Origin of the sequence: Amycolatopsis sp. NBC_00345 (assembly GCF_036116635.1) — a bacterium.
Taxonomy (GTDB): domain Bacteria; phylum Actinomycetota; class Actinomycetes; order Mycobacteriales; family Pseudonocardiaceae; genus Amycolatopsis.
In genome coordinates this window covers 5,958,823-5,977,169 of record NZ_CP107995.1, presented here as the reverse complement: position 1 = coordinate 5,977,169, position 18,347 = coordinate 5,958,823, and the positions used below count along the sequence as shown (strand labels likewise).

Here is an 18,347-nt window from a genome sequence, read left to right as displayed (position 1 = left end):
AGAGGGTTCCCAAGATGACTGACGAAAGCAAGCTGGTCGACTACCTGAAGCGGGTGACCGCGAACCTCCAGGAGACCCGGGAGCGGCTGCGCGCGGTCGAGGCCGCCGAGGCCGAGCCGATCGCGATCGTCGCGATGGGCTGCCGGTACCCCGGTGACGTGCGCTCGCCCGAGGACCTCTGGGAGCTGGTGGCCCAGGGCCGCGACGCCATCGGCGGTTTCCCGGCCGACCGCGGCTGGAACCTGGACACGCTGTTCGACGCCGACCCGGACGCGCCCGGGACGAGTTACGTCAGCGAAGGCGGTTTCGTCCACGACGCGGGCCAGTTCGACGCGCCGTTCTTCGGCATCTCGCCGCGTGAGGCGCTGGCCATGGACCCGCAGCAGCGGCTCGTGCTGGAGCTGGCGTGGGAGACCTTCGAACGGGCCGGGCTCGCGCCGCACTCGCTGGCGAAGCAGCCGGTGGGCGTGTTCATCGGCAGCGGCGGGCAGGACTACTACGACGAGCTGCCGCCCTCGGTGCTCGCCGGTGAGGTCGAGGACTACCTGAGCACCGGCAACGCCGGCTCGGTCATCTCCGGCCGGATCGCCTACGCGCTGGGCCTGGAGGGCCCGGCCGTCACGATCGACTCGGCCTGCTCCTCGTCGCTGGTCGCGCTGCACCTGGCCGTGCAGTCGCTGCGGCAGCGGGACTGCTCGCTGGCGCTGGCCGGCGGGGTCATGGTCATGTCGCGCCCCGGCCCGTTCCTGGCGTTCAGCCGCCAGCGCGGCCTGGCCACCGACGGCCGTTGCAAGGCCTTCTCCGACAGCGCCGACGGCACCGGCTGGGCCGAGGGCGCGGGCACCCTGCTGCTCGAACGGCTTTCGGACGCCCGCCGTAACGGGCACCAGGTCCTGGCGGTCGTCCGCGGCTCCGCGGTGAACTCCGACGGCGCGTCCAACGGCCTGACCGCGCCGAACGGCCCTTCGCAGCAGCGCGTGATCCGGCAGGCGCTGGCGAACGCGCAGCTCTCGGCGTCCGATGTGGACGCGGTCGAGGGCCACGGCACCGGCACCACCCTGGGCGACCCGATCGAGGCCCAGGCCCTGCTCGCGACCTACGGCCAGGACCGGCCGGGCACCCCGCTGTGGCTGGGCTCGATCAAGTCCAACATCGGCCACGCCCAAGCCGCGGCCGGGGTCGGCGGCGTGATCAAGATGGTCATGGCCCTGCGCCACGGGCTGCTGCCCGAGACGCTGCACGTGACCGAGCCGTCCACCGAGGTCGACTGGGCTTCGGGCAATGTCGAGCTGCTGCGCTCGGCTCGCGAGTGGACGGCGGGCGGCCGCCCGCGCCGGGCCGGGATCTCGTCGTTCGGCGTGAGCGGGACCAACGCGCATGTCATCGTCGAGGAGGCGCCCGCACCCGAGGTCACGGAGACGGTGGCGCCGAGCTGGCCCGCGGACGTGGCGGTGCCGATGCCGCTGGCGGGCCACGGATCCGCCGCGCTGAAGGCGCAGGCCGCGCGGTTGTTGTCTGAAATGGACGGTGTTTCGCCGCTGGACCTGGGCTTCTCGCTGGCCACCTCCCGTTCGCCGCTTTCGCACCGCGCAGTGGTGCTTTCCGACGATCCGAAGACCGCCGTCGCCGCGCTCGCCGCGGGTGAGCACGGGCCGGGTCTGGTGACCGGCACCCAGGTCGAAGGGCAGACCGCGTTCCTGTTCTCCGGCCAGGGCGCCCAGCGGCCCGGCATGGGGGCCGAGCTGGCCGCCGCGTTCCCGGTGTTCGCCGAGGCGCTGGACGAGGTCTGCGCCGAGCTGGACCCGCAGCTGGACCGTCCACTCAAGACGGTGATGGCCGACAATCCCCGGCTGATCAACCAGACCGGTTACACCCAGCCCGCGTTGTTCGCGATCGAGGTCGCGCTGTTCCGGCTCCTGGAATCGTGGGGGATCAAGCCGGACTTCCTGCTGGGGCACTCGATCGGCGAGCTGGCGGCCGCGCACGTCGCCGGGGTGCTGTCGCTGGCCGACGCCGCGAAACTCGTTGCGGCACGGGCGAAGCTGATGCAGGCGCTGCCTGGATCCAGGAATGCGTCACGCAGTGACTCCGCTGAGGGTGGCGGCGGGGAAATGGGTGGTGGCGCGATGGTCGCGCTGCAGGCGACCGAGGACGAGGTCTTGCCGCTGCTGACCGCCGAGGTGAGCATCGCGGCGATCAACGGCCCGGAGTCCGTGGTGCTGTCCGGCACTGAGGACGCCGTCGCCGCTGTGGTCGCGCAGTTCGAGGGTCGTAAGTCCTCGAAGCTGAAGGTCTCGCACGCGTTCCACTCGCCGCTGATGGAGCCGATGCTGGCGGAGTTCCGCGCGGTGGCCGAGACGCTGACGTACGCCCAGCCGGTGATCCCGATCGTCTCCACGGTCGGCGCGGAGCTCGACCTGGCCACCCCGGGCTACTGGGTGGACCAGGTCCGCGCCGCCGTCCGGTTCCACGACGGCATCACCACGTTGACCGCCCACGGGGTCGGCCGGTTCGTCGAGGTCGGGCCGGACGGGGTGCTGTCGGCCCTGGTACGGCAGATTGCCGAGAGCGCCGTGGTGATCCCGGTGCAGCGCAAGGACCGGCCGGAGGCCCACACCGCGCTGACCGCGCTCGCCGAACTGTTCGTCAGCGGCCTGGTGCCGGATTGGGCCGCGGTCTTCGCCGGCCGTGGCGCCCAGCGGGCCGGCTTGCCGCCGTATGCCTTCCAGCGCAAGCGTTACTGGATCGACGCCCGCGCCAGCCGGGACGCGATGACCGCCGCGGGCCTGACCTCGGCCGGGCACCCGCTGCTCGGTGCCGCGGTCGCGCTCGCCGACACCGACGGGGTGGTGCTCACCGGCCGGCTGTCGGTCGAGACGCACGCGTGGCTGGCCGAGCACCGGCTCGGCGACGTCGTCACCGTGCCCGGCACCGCGTTCCTGGAACTGGTGGTCCGCGCCGGCGACCAGGTCGGCGCCGGCCGGATCGAAGAGCTGACGCTGGGCAGCCCGCTGGTCGTCCCGGACCGGGGCGGGGTGCAGGTGCAGGTGACCGTCGGCGCCGCGGGTGACGACGGCCTCCGCGCCGTGACCGTCCACTCGCGACTGGAGGACGAAGCGGATGAGTGGACCTCGCACGCCACCGGCACGGTGGCGCCGCAGTCGCACCGCGGCGGCTCCGCGCTGACCGAGTGGCCGCCGGCCGGGGCCGAGCCGGTCACGATCGACGGCCTGTACGACGACTTCGCCGACACCGGCCTCAGCTACGGCCCGCTGTTCCGCTCGCTGCGCGCGGTGTGGAGCCGGGGCCGCGAGATATTCGCCGAGGTCGCGCTGCCCGAGGACAGCGAGGCCGAGCGCTTCGGCCTGCACCCGGCCGCGCTCGACGCCTGCACCCACGCCCTGCGGGTCGCGGGTGGTGGCGACGGCGGCGTCGGCCTGGTCCCGTTCTGCTGGACCGGGGTCGAGCTGCACGCCACCGGCGCGTCCGCGCTGCGGGTGCGGTTCGCGCCGACCACCAGTGACGGTTTCGAGATCACGCTGGCCGACGCCACCGGTGCGCCCGTCGCGACCGTGGCGGAGACCGTGTTCCGCGCGTTCACCACACCGGTCGCGGTTGAAGCCGGTCCGCCGCTGTACCGCGTCGAATGGGCTCGGACCGTGGTCTCGGAGACCACTGTGGACACTTCGAACGTCGAGGTCCTCGACTGCACCGGAAAGGCCGGTAGCGCGGAGGAGACGCACTCGCTGACTCACCGCGTGCTCGCCAAGCTGCAGGAGTGGCTGGCTACCGGCCACGCCGATGACGCGCGCCTGGTCGTCGTCACCCGCGGCGCGGTCTCGGTGGGCGGTGCCGACGTGACCGACCTGGCCGCGTCCGCCGCCTGGGGTCTCGTGCGCTCGGCGCAGGAAGAGAACCCGGACGCCTTTGTGCTGCTGGATCTCGATTCGGAAGCGGTCGCTGAAGATGTGCTGCCGCAGGTGCTCGCCGCCGGTGAGGCACAGGCCGCGGTCCGCCTCGGGGTGCTCCTCGCGCCTCGGCTGGTCCGCGCGGCGCCGGAGACTGAGCCGGCGTACTTCTGCCCGCACGGCACCGTGCTGGTCACCGGTGCGTCCGGTGCGCTGGGCGGCAAGCTCGCGTGGCACCTGGTCACCGAGCACAACGTGCGCCGCCTGCTGCTGCTGAGCCGTCGGGGCACGCCGGAGCTGACGCGGCTGGCCACCGAAATCGGTGAGCTGGGGGTGGCGGTCGAGGTCGCGCAGTGCGACGTCGCCGACCGCGCCGCGCTCGCCGCGGTCCTGGCCACGATCCCGGCGGAGCACCCGCTCACCGCGGTGGTCCACGCCGCCGGGGTGCTCGACGACGGGGTGGTCACCGCGCTCACGCCCGAGCGCGTCGACTCCGTGCTGCGGCCCAAGGTCGACGGCGCGCTGAACCTGCACGAGCTGACCCGCGACACCGCGCTCTCGGCGTTTGTGCTGTTCTCCTCGGTTTCCGGCGTGCTCGGCGCGCCCGGACAGGGCAGCTACGCCGCCGCGAACGCGTTCCTCGACGCCCTCGCCGCGCACCGCGTCGCCCATGGCCTGCCCGGGCTGTCCCTGGGCTGGGGCCTGTGGGGCGAGGTCGGCGGCATGGGCGGCACGCTCTCGGCCGAGGAGGTCACGCGGCTCGCGGCGAGCGGCGTCGTTCCGCTGTCCACTGTGGAGGGACTGGCGCTGTTCGACCGGGCGCTGGTCGTCCGGCAGGCCACCGTGGTCCCGGCGAAGCTGGACCTGCCCACGCTGCGCCGGCTCGACCGGATCCCGAAGACCCTGGAAGAGCTGGTCGGCCGGGCCGGGCGACGGGTCGCCGCCGGTGCGGCCACGGCGGCCGAAGACTCGTTCGCGGCGCGGCTGCTGGGCCTGCCCGAGGCGGACCGCGGCGACGCCGTGCTGGAGCTGGTGCGCGGCCACGCCGCCACCGTGCTCGGGTACAGCGGTGCGCACGAGATCGAGCCGTCGGCCCAGTTCCAGTCGCTCGGCTTCGATTCGCTCACCGCGATCGAACTGCGCAACGGGCTCACCTCGGCCACCGGCCAGCGGCTGCCCGCGACGCTGATCTTCGACCACCCGACCCCGTCGGCTTTGGCGGCCCACCTGCTTTTCGAACTGGCTGGGTTCAATGACGTCAAGGACTCCTTACCCGCGTCCAACGCGGGTAAGGGGGCCTTGACGGACGAGCCGATCGCGATCGTCGGCATGGCCTGCCGGCTGCCGGGCGGGGTCACCTCGCCGGAGCAGCTGTGGGAGCTGGTCGCCGAGGGTCGCGAGGCCATCGGCGACTTCCCGGCCGACCGCGGCTGGGACATCGACGGCCTGCTCGACCCGAGCGGCCGCCGGCCCGGCACCACTTACGTCGCCTGCGGCGGTTTCGTTTACGACGCCGGCGACTTCGACCCGTCCTTCTTCGGCATCTCGCCCAAGGAAGCCCCGATGATCGACCCGCAGCAGCGGCTGCTGCTCGAGTCGTGCTGGGAGGCGCTGGAGCGCGCCGGGATCGACCCGGCCTCGCTCAAGGGCAGCCCGACCGGCGTTTACGCGGGCGTCCAGTACCACGACTACCTGGGCGCGAGCAGCGCCGGCTCGATCGTCACCGGCCGGGTGTCCTACACGCTCGGGCTGGAAGGCCCCGCGGTCAGCGTGGACACCGCCTGCTCGTCTTCGCTGGTCGCGATGCACATGGCCGCACAGGCGCTGCGCAGCGGGGACTGCACGCTGGCGCTGGCCGGCGGCGTCACCGTGATGGCGACGCCGGAGACGTTTGTCGAGTTCAGCCGCCAGCAGGGCCTCGCGGCCGACGGGCGGTGCAAGGTGTTCTCCGACGACGCCGACGGCACCACCTGGTCCGAGGGCGCCGGCGTGGTCGTGCTGGAACGCCTGTCCGAGGCCCGCCGCCTCGGCCACCCGGTGCTCGCGGTGCTCAAGGGCAGCGCGGTCAACCAGGACGGCACGTCCAACGGCCTCACCGCGCCCAACGGCCCGGCCCAGCAGCGCGTGATCCGCGCGGCGCTGGCCGACGCCGGCCTGACCGCGTCCGATGTGGACGCTGTCGAGGCGCACGGCACGGGCACCAAACTGGGCGACCCGATCGAAGTCCAGGCGCTGCTGGCCACCTATGGCAAGGAGATCGCGGCGGACCGTCCGCTGTGGATCGGCTCGGTCAAGTCGAACATCGGCCACACCCAGGCCGCGGCCGGCGCGGCCGGGGTGATCAAGATGGTGATGGCGATGCGCCAGGGCGAGCTGCCCGCGACGCTGCACGTCGGCCGCCCGTCCACCGAGATCGACTGGTCTTCGGGCGCGGTCCGGGTGCTGGCCGAGCCGGTCAAGTGGCTGCCCAACGGGCACACCCGCCGGGCCGGCATCTCGTCCTTCGGCGTGAGCGGCACCAACGCCCACGTGATCCTGGAGGAAGGCGACCGCCGCGAGGTCGTCAGCGGCGGGGTGCCCGAGCACGACGGCCCGGTCGCCTGGCCGGTCTCCGGCCGCGGCGCCGCGGCCCTGCGGGCACAGGCCGAGCAGATCATGTCCTATGTGGACGAAGAGCCGGACGGCAGCCTCGCGGACATCGGCCTCTCGCTGGCCACCACCCGCGGCGCGTTCGACCGCCGGGCCGTGCTGATCGGCAGCCGCTCGCCGCAGTTCGTCCGCGGCCTCGCGGCACTGGTGGACGAGGAGGAGGCACGCGGCGTCGTCAGCGGGATCGCCACCGGGAGCGGGCGCACGGCGTTCCTGTTCGCCGGCCAGGGTTCGCAGCGCGCCGGGATGGGTTCGCGGCTCGCGGAGCAGTTCCCGGTGTTCGCCACGGCGTACGACGAGGCTTGCGCTGCTGTCGACACGCACCTCGACCGGCCGATCCGCGAGATCATCAACGGCGGCGAGGAACTGGGCGAGACGCGTTACACCCAGCCCGCGCTGTTCGCGCTGGAGGTCGCGCTGTTCCGCCTGGCCCGGTCGTGGGGCGTCAAGCCCGACGTGCTGGCCGGGCACTCGATCGGCGAGGTCGCCGCGGCCCACTGTGCCGGGGTGCTCTCGCTGGCCGACGCGGCGAAGCTGGTCGTCGCCCGCGGCGCGCTGATGCAGGCGCTCCCCACGGGTGGCGGGATGGTCGCGATCGACGCGACACCGGAGGCCGTGCTCGAAGCCGCCGGTGACACCGTGGACATCGCCGCCGTGAACGGCCCGAGTGCCGTGGTGATCTCGGGTACGGCCGACGCGGTGGCCGCGGTGGCCGCGAAGTTCGAGCGCACCAAGCAACTCCGCGTCTCGCACGCGTTCCACTCGCGGCTGATGGACCCGATGCTGGCGGAGTTCCGCGCCATCGCGGAAGGGCTCACCTACGCCGAGCCGCGGATCCCGGTGCTCTCCACCGTCACCGGTGAGCCCGCCGAGCTGACGTCACCGGAGTACTGGGTGGGGCAGGTGCGTGCAGGCGTCCGGTTCCTCGACGCGGTCACCCGCGCCGCGGCCGACGGCGTCACCCGCTTCCTGGAGCTGGGCCCGGACACCACACTCACGGCGATGGCCGACGGCTGCCTCGACGAGCGTCCCGAAGGACTGGTGCTCGCTTCGTTGCTGCACAAGGAGCAGGACGAGGCGGTGGCCGCGCTGACCGGCGTCGCGCAGCTGCACGTCAGCGGCGTCAACGTCGACTGGGCCGCGGTGTACGAGCCGACCGGCGCCCGTCCGGTCGGGCTGCCGACCTACCCGTTCCAGCGCAGCCGCTACTGGCTGGAGAGCACCGCGACCGCGCCCGGCCAGGAGGACCACCCGCTGCTGGGCTCGGTCCTGGACCTGGCCGACGCCGACGGGCTGCTGTTCACCGGGCGGCTGTCGGTCGGCACGCACCCGTGGCTGGCCGACCACGTCGTCGGCGGCTCGATCCTGTTCCCCGGCACCGGGTTCGTCGAGATGGCGATCCGCGCCGGTGACGAGGCCGGCTGCCCGCGCCTGGAGGAGCTGACCCTGGAGTACCCGCTGGTCCTGCCCGAGCGCTCCGGCGTGCGGGTGCAGTTCGCGGTCGGCGCGGCCACGGCGGACGGCGACCGGACGTTCAGCGTGCACTCGCGGCCGGAGGGCGCGGCCGACGGCGTTCCGTGGACGCGGCACGCCACCGGACGGCTGGCGAAGGCGGGCAAGGCGGAGAAGTTCGACCTCGCCGCCTGGCCGCCCGCGGGTGCCGAGCAGGTGCGGCTCGAAGGCACGTACGAGGAGCTGGCCGCCGACGGCCTGGCGTACGGGCCCGCGTTCCGCGGTCTTGCCGCCGCCTGGAAGCGCGACGGTGAGGCCTTCGCCGAGATCCAGCTCCCGGCCTCGGTGTCCGATGTGGACCGTTACGGTATCCACCCGGCGGTGCTCGACGCGGCGCTGCACACGATCGGCGTCTCCGGTGCGGCCGGGGACGAGCCGGCGCTGCCGTTCGCCTGGGAGGGCGTCCGGCTGCACGCGGTGGGGGCGACGACCCTGCGGGTGCACGTCCGGCCGGTCGGCACCGGCGCGGTGGCGCTGGACATCGCGGACGGGGCCGGCGCGCCGGTCGCTTCGGTGGGCTCGCTGCTGCTGCGGCCGATGTCCGCGGTGCCGCAGCCGGTCGTGACGGGCGGCGGAGACCAGCTGTTCCGGGTCGCCTGGGAGCAGACCGACCTCGACGCCGTCGCGGAGGTCACCGACTGGACCGTGGTGGGTGCCGACCCGTTCGGCCTCACCGGCGCGCTGGGCGCGAAGGCTTCGGCCGACTTCGCCGGGGCCAGTGGCCTGCTCGTGCTGCCTGCGGGCGGTGACGACGTGCACACCGAGCTGCACCGGGTTCTGGTTCTGCTGCAGGAATTCCTGGCCCGGCCCGAAGGCTCGCTGCTCGTCGTGACCCGCGGTGCGGTGGCCACGGAGGCGGAGGAGAACCCCGACCCGGTCGGTGCCGCGGTGGCCGGTTTGGTGCGCTCGGCGCAGGCCGAGCACCCGGGCCGCATCGCGCTCGTCGACCTCGGCGCGGGCACCCCGACCGGCCGCACGCTGGCCGCGGTGTCGGCGTCGGACGAGCCGCAGGTGGCCCTGCGCTCCGGCACGGTGCTGGTGCCGCGCCTGGCACGGGCGGCCGACGCGGCGGGGGCCCCGGTCTGGGACGCCGAGGGCACGGTGCTCGTCACCGGCGCCACCGGGGCACTGGGCGGCGCCGTCGCCCGGCACCTGGTCACCGAGCACGGCGTGCGGCACCTGCTGCTCGCCAGCCGGCGCGGGGCCGACGCCCCGGGGGCGGCGGAGCTGCGGGACGAGCTGATCGGGCTCGGCGCCGAAGTCACGCTGGCCGCCTGCGATGTGGCCGACCGGGAAGCGGCAGCGACTCTGCTGGCGCAGGTTTCCCCGGACGCGCCGCTGCGCGGTGTGGTGCACGCCGCCGGTGTGCTCGACGACGGCGTGCTGACGTCGCTGACCCCCGATCGGCTGGACACCGTGCTCCGGCCCAAGGCCGACGCGGCGCTCACCCTGCACGAGCTGACCCGTGAAGCGGACCTCACGGCGTTTGTGCTGTTCTCCTCGGCCGCCGGGGTGCTCGGCGCGCCGGGCCAGGGCAGTTACGCCGCGGCGAACGCCTTCCTCGACGCGCTGGCGGCCCGCCGCCGGGCCGAGGGGCTGGCAGGCACGTCACTCGCGTGGGGCCTGTGGGCCGACGGTATGGGCAAGGCGCTGGAGGACACCGACACGCACCGGATCAACGAGACCGGCATCACCGCACTGTCCACTGAGGACGGCCTGCGGCTGCTGGACTCGGCGACGGGCTCGGCCGAGGCACTCCTGGTGCCGATCGCGCTCGACACCCGGGTACTGGCGGGCACGGGCGACGACGACCTCCCGGCCGTGCTGCGCGGCCTGGCGGGCACCCCGGGCCGTCGCGCGGCCCAGGACGCGGCGGAGGAAACCGAGTCGCTCGCGCAGAAGCTGGGCGGGCTGCCGGTGAACAAGCGCGTCCCGACCGTGCTCACCCTGGTGCGGACGCATGCCGCCGCGCTGCTCGGCCACGCCGGGCCGGAGGCGGTGGAGCCGGACCGCTCGTTCAACGAGGTCGGGTTCGACTCCCTGTCGGCGACCGGGTTCCGGAACAAGCTCAGCCTCGTCACCGGGCTGAAACTTCCCGTCAGCCTGATCTTCGACTACCCGACCCCGCGGATCCTGGCCGGGCACCTGGTCGGCGAGCTGGCCCCGGAGCCGGTCGCCGAGACGACTGGAACCGTTACCGAGCAAGGAGTTCGCGACGCACTGGCGGGGCTCTCGCTGGAGCAGCTGCGTTCCGCCGGGCTCCTGGACGGCCTGCTGGAGCTGGCCGGCGTCCGTCTGCCGGAAGACACCGGCCCGGAACCGGAGGCCGTGGAGGCGGCCACGATCGACGATCTCGACGCCGACGCCCTGATCAGCATGGCGATCGGCGGTGGCGACGACGATTAGCCTGCTCCGCCCCCGCCTTGGTTGCGTTGAACGCACCCAATGTGGCGTTCGGTGCGTCAGACGCACCGAACGCCACATTGGGGCGCAACGGCACGACAGCCGCAGGCGGTCGACCCCTAAAACCGCTTAACCCGGCCACTATTGCCGGGCCCGCACCGGGTTCGGCCCACTGGTACGGACAGTTTCCGGGCTCCTTGCCGGTTTCCCGACGCGAGAAGTTCGTTACCGATCTTGACCCGAACGAGGAGAGGTACACCGATGGTCACCGGCTATGCGATCGAAGCACGGGGGCTGCGCAAGTCCTACGGGGACGTCGACGTCCTGGAGGGCGTCGACCTGAGCGTGGAGCGCGGCACGATGTTCGCGCTGCTCGGCCCCAACGGCGCCGGCAAGACCACGACGGTGCGGATTCTCAGCACCCTCCTGGACGCCGACAGCGGCACCGTGACCGTCAACGGTTTCGACGTCGCCGGGCGCAAGCGGAAGGTGCGCGAGCAGATCGGGCTGACCGGCCAGGACACGGCCGTCGACGAGCTGCTCACCGGCCGCGAGAACCTGGAGATGATGGCGCGCCTGTTCCACCTGCCCGCCGGTTCGGTCAAGACCAGGGCGGTCGAGCTGCTCGCGCAGTTCGACCTGGTGGACGCGGCCGACCGGCAGGTCAAGACCTACTCCGGCGGCATGCGCCGCCGGCTCGACCTGGCGATCAGCCTGATCACCGCGCCGTCGGTGCTGTTCCTGGACGAGCCCACCACGGGCCTCGACCCGCGCAGCCGCTCGGCGATGTGGGAGACGATCCGCGAGCTGCTCGACGGCGGCACCACGATCCTGCTCACCACGCAGTACCTCGAGGAGGCCGACCAGCTGGCCGACCGGATCGCGGTCATCGACAAGGGCCGCGTGGTCGCCGAAGGCACCGCGGCGGAGCTCAAGCGCAAGGTCGGCTCCGAACGGCTGAAGCTCGAGTTCGCGACGGCCGCCGAGGCCGCTCGTGCGCACCAGGTGGCCGGCGGCGTGCTGCTGGACACCGCCGTCAGCGTCGCCATCGACCAGCCGGCCGAGGTCCGGCGGGTGCTCAACCAGGTCGCCGACGCCGGCCTGGAGACCACCGGGGTGGAGCTGTCCGAGCCCACGCTGGACGACGTCTTCACCACGCTTACCGGAACCGCGGGAGAGAAGCGATGACCCAGACCCTGTCCGCGAAGACCGTGGGGAAGCAGATCCCCGACACGCCGGATCCCCGATCCTCGATCGCGCTGGCGCTGTCCGACTGCCGGGTGCTGATCGGCCGCAACGTCAAGCACATCACCCGCAACCCCGAGATGCTGCTGCAGGCGGTGTCGTTGCCGATCGTGCTGCTCCTGTTGTTCCGCTTCATGTTCGGCGGCGCCATCAACGTGCCCGGTATCGCCTACGTGGACTACCTGGTGCCCGGCCTGATCGTGGTGAGCATCGGCTTCAACGCCACCGCCACCGTGGTCGGCGTCGCCTCCGACCTCACCAACGGGCTGGTGGAACGCTTCCGCTCCATGCCGATGGCGGGCCCGGCCGTGCTGGTCGGCCACGTGGTCGCCGGTGTGTTCCGCAGCCTGGTCTCGCTGGTGGTGATGGTCGCGATCGGCCTCGCGATCGGCTTCCGCCCCGGCGGCGGCGTGCTCGGCTGGCTCGGCGCGATCGGCCTGCTGGTGCTGTTCGCCGCGGGCATCTTCTGGCTCGCCACGCTGCTGGGCTCGATCGCCAAGACCGTCGAGGGCGCGAGCGGCCTCGGCACGATCATGGTCTTCGTCCCCTACGCCACCAGCGCGCTGGTGCCGACGGCGTCGATGCCCGGCGTGCTCCGCGTCATCATCGACAACCAGCCGGTGACGGTGATGGTCGACGCGGTCCGCGCGCTGATGAACGGCACGGCGCTCGGCTCCACGGGCTGGCTCGCGCTGGCCTGGTGGGTGGCCATCACGGCGCTCGCCGCGTTCGGATCGGTGCGCAAGTTCCACCAGCGTTCCAACGGCTGACCGCTCGGCATAGCTGCGGAAGGGCGGCCCGCCACGCGCGGGCCGCCCTTTGCCGTTCGCGGACAAGGTCGACTTTAGGTCGCTGGAGCACTCTGGGTGACCAAGGGGCTTCGTGAAGAGAAGACCAGTTCCGTGAAGTGAGGTGGCGTGATGCCGACCCGCATCGACGAGAAGCCGGCCGACGTGCTCGACGCGTGGCTGGCCCCGCTGGCCGACGACCCCGCGGGCGCCGTGGCGTTCCTGGCCGAGATCGCCGACCGCGTGGCCCGCCAGGGCGGCCGGGTGCTGGCACTGGGCGGCGGCTCGGTCGCCGACGCGATGGCCGGGGAGGGCTACCCGGTCACCACCGCGGATCTCGACCACGGCCTGCCGACCGGCCTGCGGTACGACGTCGTGTACGTGCCCGCCGACGCTCTCACCCGGTTTTCCGTGCAGCGCGAACAACTTCGCCTCGTCCAGCGCCTGAGCCGGCTGCTGCGGCCCGGCGGCGCGCTGGTGGTGCAGGGACAGCAGCCGGACCCGGAGCGCTGGGTCGCGGACGTGTGGGTGGCCGGCGTCGACAGCATCCGCCAGACCGTCCTGCTCACCGGGGCGAAGGTGCCGGTGCGGTACGTCTGGCCCGCCGAGCTGGACCTGATGGCGGAGCTGGCCGACCTGGCGCTCGACAGCCGTTGGGGCGGCTGGTACGGCGAGCCGATCGAGTGCGGCGGCCCCGTGGTGTCGGTGTTCCGCAGCTGACTCGCGCCTGCTTGCCCGCAGATGCCCTGAAGGCCACCATGAGGGACTTCTATGCCCTCATGGTGGCCTTCAGGGCACCTCGCAACGAAAACGGCCCGGCCCTCCGCTGGTGGCGGAGGGGCCGGGCCGTGGGTATCGCGGTTGTGTCAAACCGCGTCCGACAGCTCGCCGACGAGGATGCTGTGGTGCAGCTTCCGCAGCGAGCTGCCGGGTTCGATGCCCAGCTGCTGCACCAGGTTCTGCCGGGCGGAGGCGAACGTCTCCAGCGCTTCGGCCCGCCGGTTCGACCGCAGGAGCGCGGTCATCAGGTACTCGTAGAAGGTCTCGCGCAGCGTGTGCTCCTTCGCCAGCGCGGAGAGCTGCCCGACCACCTCGCGGTGCCGCCCGATCAGCAGCTCGGTCTCCATCAGCAGCTCCAGGCACTCCAGCCGGCTCTCTTCGAGCAGCGTGGCGTAGGCCTGGACGTCGGGGGAGTCGGTGAAGCCGCCGAAGGCCTCGCCCCGCCAGAGGTCCGCCGCCCGGCGCAGCACCGTGGCCGCCTGGCCGTAGCTGCGGTCCCAGTGCAGGGCGCGGCCTTCCTGGTACAGGCGGGTGAAGCGGTCGGCGTCCAGCTCGTCGATGCCGACGTGCAGCGAGTAGCCGCGAGGGCTCGTGACCACCGGGCTCTCGTCGGCCTCGCCGGTGCCGCGCAACAGCTTCCGCAGCTGCGAGACGTAGACGTACAGCGCCGCGCTGGCCCGCGCCGGCGGGTTCTCGCCCCAGATCTCGCCGATCAGGTGCTCGGTGGTCACCACCTGGTTGTTCTTGGCCAGCAGAGCCGCCAGCAGCGTCTCGATCTTGCGGGCCCGTGGCGCGCTGACACCGGGACGGCCGCTGACTCTGATCTGCCCGAGTATTTCGTAGTTCATCATGAGTGCCCTCCGGTGTCCGCGTAGGCGGGGACCTGGCCGGCGGCGCCCCCAGCGCCCCCAACTCGCCGGCCGTGTGACTGGTCCCACCGTCGCAGCGTACCAAACCGGGAGGTCGGTTTTCAATACGAAACCGGGAGGTCGGTCTGTTTGCTCGCCGCACCTCGCGCGGAGGCTGGTCGCGGCTGGTATTTCGCCGCCGTCTTCTTGTAAACCGGGCGGTTGGTATGTAATCTTGGCAGGACTGAGCCGTCCACGGGTGTGCCCCGGGCCGGCCGGTCCGAGGAGATGGGAACGACGGTGACCAAGCAGGCGCGCGCGGAGCAGACCCGGCTCCTCTTGCTGGACGCCGCGGCCGTGCTGCTGCACCGTGACGGTTACGCGGCCACCAGCATGGTGGACATCGCGCGCGAGGCCGGCATCACCAAGGGCGGCCTGTACTTCCACTTCTCCTCGAAGGACGAGATCTGCGACGAGGTCCAGCAGGTCGCCGTCGCGGTCCTGAACGAGCACGTCGAACACCAGGCGCGGGCTTCGCTGCCCGCGCTGCGGCGGCTCGCGGTGCTCGGCCACGCGCTGATGGGCTGGCTCGAGACCGAGCCGAAGGTCGGCGCCAGCTTCCGGCTGACCCGGGAGATGGGCTCGAAGGACGAGCGGTACGTGGTGTTCTCGCGAGCCTGGTTCGGCCAGGTCCGCCAGTACGTGGCCGACGCGCGCGCGGCGGGCGAGCTGGCCGGCGACGTGCCGCCGGACACCGTCGCCCTGCTGCTGGTCGTCACCTGCGTGGGGCTGGAGTCGGTGGTCGCCAGCGGGACGATCGGCCCGGACGTCGACCTGGCCCGCACCCTGACCGAGCTGTGGCGGCTGATCGATCCGGCCTCGCCCGCGTGGCTTTCCGTTGTGGCGCCGGGCGTTCGTGGCTGAGCTGGTTGTGGCGCGGGTGGTTCGCGGCCGAGCTGGTGGCTCGCGGCTGAGCCGATTGCGGCGCGGGTGGCTCGCGGCTGAGCTGGCCGTGCCGCCGGGCGTTCGCGGCTGAGCTGGTTGTGCTGCTGGTGGTTCGCGGCTGAGCCGGTTATGGCGCTGGTCGTTCGCAGCTGAGCCCGCGGCCCTCCCCAGCGGCCGGGCGGGTTCACACCCCGGCTCCGGTCGCTCAGGCGGGAGTGCTCGCCGCCGTCTGGGCCGTGCGGAACTTGTGCAGCCGCCGCGGGGGCACCACGGAGCTGAGGATCGTGTGCCACATGAAGTCCACGCGCTCGAGCAGGTCCGCCCGGCCGGTCAGCACCTGCGAGCTGAGCTGGATCCCGGTGAACGAGGCGACCACGAACTGGGCGAGGTCGTACGGGTTGACCTCCTTGCGGAGGTCGCCCGCCGCCCGGGCCGCGAGCAGGCAGCCGTGCAGCGTGTCGATCCACTGCTTGTAGGCGTTGCCGGCCGGGGTGACGAACGTGCCCTGCTCGATGACGAGCCGGATGCCCGCCCGTACCCGGACGTCGTACTGCAGCCCTGCCGCGACGTCGTGGGACCAGTCGATCACCGTCTGCAGGCCCGGGTCGTCCATGGCCGGCACGCCGTCCAGCACGCCGAACTGCTCCTGGATGAGCGCCTCGGCGAGGTCCTCTTTGGACTTGAAGTGGAAGTACAGCGCGCCCTTGGTGACCCCGGCCTCGGCGAGGATGTCCGACAGGCTCGCGCCGAGGAAGCCGACCGCGTCGAACCGGGAGGCCGCTGCTTCGAGGATGGCCTTGCGAGTCTGCTCCGCGCGTTCCTGGCGAGCCACGTCCAGCTCCTTCCGTGCTTCGGGGATCCGGGCCGGGGGCGTCGCCCCCGACGTTAAGTGAACAGTCTACGACGACCGGGCGGGAAGAGCCAGAGAAAAAAACCGGTAGGTAGGTATGGTTTTGCGCGTCCGATTCGGCTACAAATTGAGAGGTACTGGGGAAACTGGGGAAAGCCTTTCTGGGAGGACCGACATGGTCGGCACATTGACCCATCCTGTCCGCACACAATTGGCCACTACCGGTGACGAACACCCGCCGGGACGGTCGATGGATTTCCAGCAGACGATCCCGCGCAATCTCGTTCACCGCGCGGCCGTCTCGGAGGTCTTCGTCACTGATCTGAACATCCTCGGCGAGGGCTGCTTCGAGATCGGCGCGCAGTGGCCGCGCCGGCACAGCTTCTTCGGGCCGCTGACACCGGCTTCGCACGACCCGCTGCTGTACGCCGAGACGGTCCGGCAGGCCGGTCTGCTGATCGCGCACCGCGGCTACGGCGTCCCGATGGGGCACAGCTTCCTGTCCGATTGGAAGGCCTACGAGGTCAGTCAGGAGGGGCTGGCCACCGTGGGCCGGCCGGTGGACGTGGTCCTGCGGGCCACCGCGCGCGACGTCCGGCTGCGCGGCAAGAACGTCGCCGGGATGCGCTTCGACTTCGACTGCTTCCGCGACGGCCGCCACATCGGCACCGCGTCGGACCGCTGGCGCTGCGTGTCTTCGGCCGTCTACCGGCGGGTCCGGGGCGAGCACTTCGCCGCGACGCCGTTCCAGGCGAGCATGCCGTCCCCGGTCGAGCCGGCGCTGGTCGGCCGGGACTCGGCGGAGGACGTACTGGTCGGGGAGACGTCGGTGCCCGGCGTGCTGGCCCTGCGGTTCGACCCGGACCACGCGGTGCTGTTCGACCACGTGGTGGACCACATTCCGGCCATGGTGCTGGCCGAGGCCGCCCGGCAGGCGGCGTTGCTGAAGGTCGGCGACCCGGCCGCGCTGCCCGTGCGGGCCGAGTTCGATTACGAGTCGTACGTGGAGTTCGACGCCGACTGCCTGATCACCGCGGAAGAGCTCGAGGCGGCCGCGGACGGGGCCCGCGTGGTGCGTGTGGTGTTCGAGCAGAACGGGACCACCGCCGCCGTCGGCACGCTGGCGATGCGCTTGTCATGACTGCCGGCCTGGGGGCGGACAGTAAGACGGACATCCTGGTCACGGGCGCGAGCGGCTTCATCGGCGCGGCCGTGGTGCGCGAGCTGGTGGGACGCGGGGCGGGGGCGCGGCTGCGCGTGCTCGTCCGGCGCCCGATGCCGGCGTGGATGGCCGACGCGGGCGTGGCCGAGTGGCGCGGTGACCTCACCTCCGCCACCGGCCTGGCCGGCGCGTGCACCGGGATCACCACCCTGGTGCACCTGGCGTCCCACATCGGCGACGACGCCGCGCTGTGCACCGCCGTCAACGAAGACGGCACCCGGAACATGCTGGCCGAGGCCCACCGCGCCGGCGTCCGGCGCCCGCTCTACCTGAGCACCTGCGCCGTCTACCGCGACGGCGACCACCGCGGGGCCGTCGAATCGGTGCGGCTGCCGGACGGCGCAGTGGCCGCCGGGGGTGGATCGGCGCTGGTCACCGGCCCGCTCGGCGGCTGCTCGTCGCCGGGCGGGGAGCTGGCGCTGGTCACCGGCCCGCTCGCCGGCGGCTCGTCGGCGGGTGGGGCGTCGGTGCCGGTCACCGGCTACTGGTCACCGAGTGGGGCGTCGGCGCTGGTCACGGACCCGGCGTCGGCCACCAGCCGGAGCAGGCTGGCGGCCGAGCGGCTGGTCCGGGCGGCGGGCGGGGTCGTCCTGCGGCCGCACCTCGTGTACGGCGCGGGGGACCGGCATGTGGTCCCCACGCTGGTGCGGTGGCTGCGCGCGGTCCCGGCCTGGGTCGAGGGCGGTTCGGCGCGCACGTCGGTGATCGCGGTCGGCGACCTGGCCAAGGTCATCGCCGCGTTCGCGCTGGACCCGGGGCTGGGGCGGCCCGGTGAGGTGTTCCACGCGGCCGACCCGCGCCCGGTGCGGGTGCGGAGCCTGCTCACGTCGGTCTGCGAGGCGCTCGACCTGCCGGTTCCCGCGGCTGACCTGCGGCTCGACGAGCACCGCGCCCGCACCCGCGCCGCGCTGGCCTGGCTGAGCGAGCACCAGTACTCCCTGCTCACGCGGGATCACTGGTACGAGAGCAGCCGCGTCTGGGCCCGCACCGGCGAGTCCCCGGGGCCGGGCCTGACCGCCCGGCTGGCCGAAGCCGCGTATTGGTATCGGGAAGTACTGGGTATTAAGGAATCGGTAGTGCGGATTTAACAATAATTGCGCGAGCGGTCACTTTTCGTATCCGCTCGTATTCGCACCGCAATTTCGATCATGATGGCCGCCCGGAATAAACACCGGGCGGCCGTTGTGCTTCCAAGAT

At 72.5% G+C, this 18,347-nt stretch carries 9 protein-coding genes; 7 read left to right on the top strand and 2 right to left on the bottom strand.

Annotation, left to right across the window (positions count from 1 at the left end):
* The first annotated feature begins 14 nt into the window (after nucleotides 1-14).
* The 4 genes from OG943_RS26685 to OG943_RS26670 all read left to right on the top strand — a co-directional run bounded on the left by OG943_RS26685 (nucleotide 15) and on the right by OG943_RS26670 (nucleotide 13,225).
* A complete protein-coding gene (locus OG943_RS26685) occupies nucleotides 15-10,475 on the top strand; it encodes a type I polyketide synthase (RefSeq protein ID WP_328603662.1) in 10,461 nt (3,486 codons plus the stop codon).
* Nucleotides 10,476-10,733: 258 nt separating this feature from the next.
* Complete coding sequence (locus tag OG943_RS26680) at nucleotides 10,734-11,660, top strand: ATP-binding cassette domain-containing protein (protein ID WP_328603661.1); 927 nt, start codon at nucleotides 10,734-10,736, stop codon at nucleotides 11,658-11,660.
* Entirely contained in the window at nucleotides 11,657-12,487 is an 831-nt protein-coding gene (locus tag OG943_RS26675) for an ABC transporter permease (RefSeq protein ID WP_328603660.1), read from the top strand. Before OG943_RS26680 ends, OG943_RS26675 begins: the two co-directional genes overlap by 4 nt.
* Nucleotides 12,488-12,637: 150 nt before the next feature.
* A complete protein-coding gene (locus OG943_RS26670; protein WP_328603659.1) occupies nucleotides 12,638-13,225 on the top strand; it encodes a hypothetical protein in 588 nt (195 codons plus the stop codon).
* Between the two features lie 146 nt (nucleotides 13,226-13,371).
* Here OG943_RS26670 and OG943_RS26665 read toward each other — a convergent pair whose 3' ends face one another.
* Nucleotides 13,372-14,136 carry an AfsR/SARP family transcriptional regulator gene (locus tag OG943_RS26665; protein ID WP_328603658.1) on the bottom strand — a complete coding sequence of 255 codons (765 nt, stop codon included), beginning with the start codon at nucleotides 14,134-14,136 and terminating at the stop codon, nucleotides 13,372-13,374.
* Nucleotides 14,137-14,421: 285 nt separating this feature from the next.
* Here OG943_RS26665 and OG943_RS26660 point away from each other — a divergent pair, with 285 nt between their 5' ends.
* Nucleotides 14,422-15,057 (top strand): ScbR family autoregulator-binding transcription factor, encoded by a 636-nt coding sequence (locus tag OG943_RS26660; protein ID WP_328603657.1) that lies wholly within the window; start codon nucleotides 14,422-14,424, stop codon nucleotides 15,055-15,057.
* 226 nt (nucleotides 15,058-15,283) lie between these two features.
* Here the strand turns inward: OG943_RS26660 and OG943_RS26655 are convergent, their stop codons facing one another.
* Nucleotides 15,284-15,910 carry a ScbR family autoregulator-binding transcription factor gene (locus OG943_RS26655; RefSeq protein ID WP_328603656.1) on the bottom strand — a complete coding sequence of 209 codons (627 nt, stop codon included), beginning with the start codon at nucleotides 15,908-15,910 and terminating at the stop codon, nucleotides 15,284-15,286.
* A 268-nt stretch (nucleotides 15,911-16,178) separates the two neighbouring features.
* Between OG943_RS26655 and OG943_RS26650 the strand changes: the two genes are divergently transcribed.
* Both OG943_RS26650 and OG943_RS26645 read left to right on the top strand, forming a co-directional pair.
* Nucleotides 16,179-17,069: a ScbA/BarX family gamma-butyrolactone biosynthesis protein gene (locus OG943_RS26650; protein WP_328603655.1), complete on the top strand. Its 891-nt coding sequence runs from the start codon at nucleotides 16,179-16,181 to the stop codon at nucleotides 17,067-17,069.
* Nucleotides 17,066-18,238: an NAD-dependent epimerase/dehydratase family protein gene (locus tag OG943_RS26645; RefSeq protein WP_328603654.1), complete on the top strand. Its 1,173-nt coding sequence runs from the start codon at nucleotides 17,066-17,068 to the stop codon at nucleotides 18,236-18,238. Before OG943_RS26650 ends, OG943_RS26645 begins: the two co-directional genes overlap by 4 nt.
* Nucleotides 18,239-18,347 lie beyond the last annotated feature (109 nt).

Coding starts and splice junctions, on each gene's coding strand:
- OG943_RS26660 (WP_328603657.1), top strand. CDS start 14,422: ATGGGAACGACGGTGACCAAGCAGGCGCGCGCGGAGCAGACCCGGCTC.
- OG943_RS26650 (WP_328603655.1), top strand. CDS start 16,179: ATGGATTTCCAGCAGACGATCCCGCGCAATCTCGTTCACCGCGCGGCC.
- OG943_RS26680 (WP_328603661.1), top strand. CDS start 10,734: ATGGTCACCGGCTATGCGATCGAAGCACGGGGGCTGCGCAAGTCCTAC.
- OG943_RS26675 (WP_328603660.1), top strand. CDS start 11,657: ATGACCCAGACCCTGTCCGCGAAGACCGTGGGGAAGCAGATCCCCGAC.
- OG943_RS26670 (WP_328603659.1), top strand. CDS start 12,638: ATGCCGACCCGCATCGACGAGAAGCCGGCCGACGTGCTCGACGCGTGG.
- OG943_RS26685 (WP_328603662.1), top strand. CDS start 15: ATGACTGACGAAAGCAAGCTGGTCGACTACCTGAAGCGGGTGACCGCG.
- OG943_RS26665 (WP_328603658.1), bottom strand. CDS start 14,136: ATGATGAACTACGAAATACTCGGGCAGATCAGAGTCAGCGGCCGTCCC.
- OG943_RS26645 (WP_328603654.1), top strand. CDS start 17,066: ATGACTGCCGGCCTGGGGGCGGACAGTAAGACGGACATCCTGGTCACG.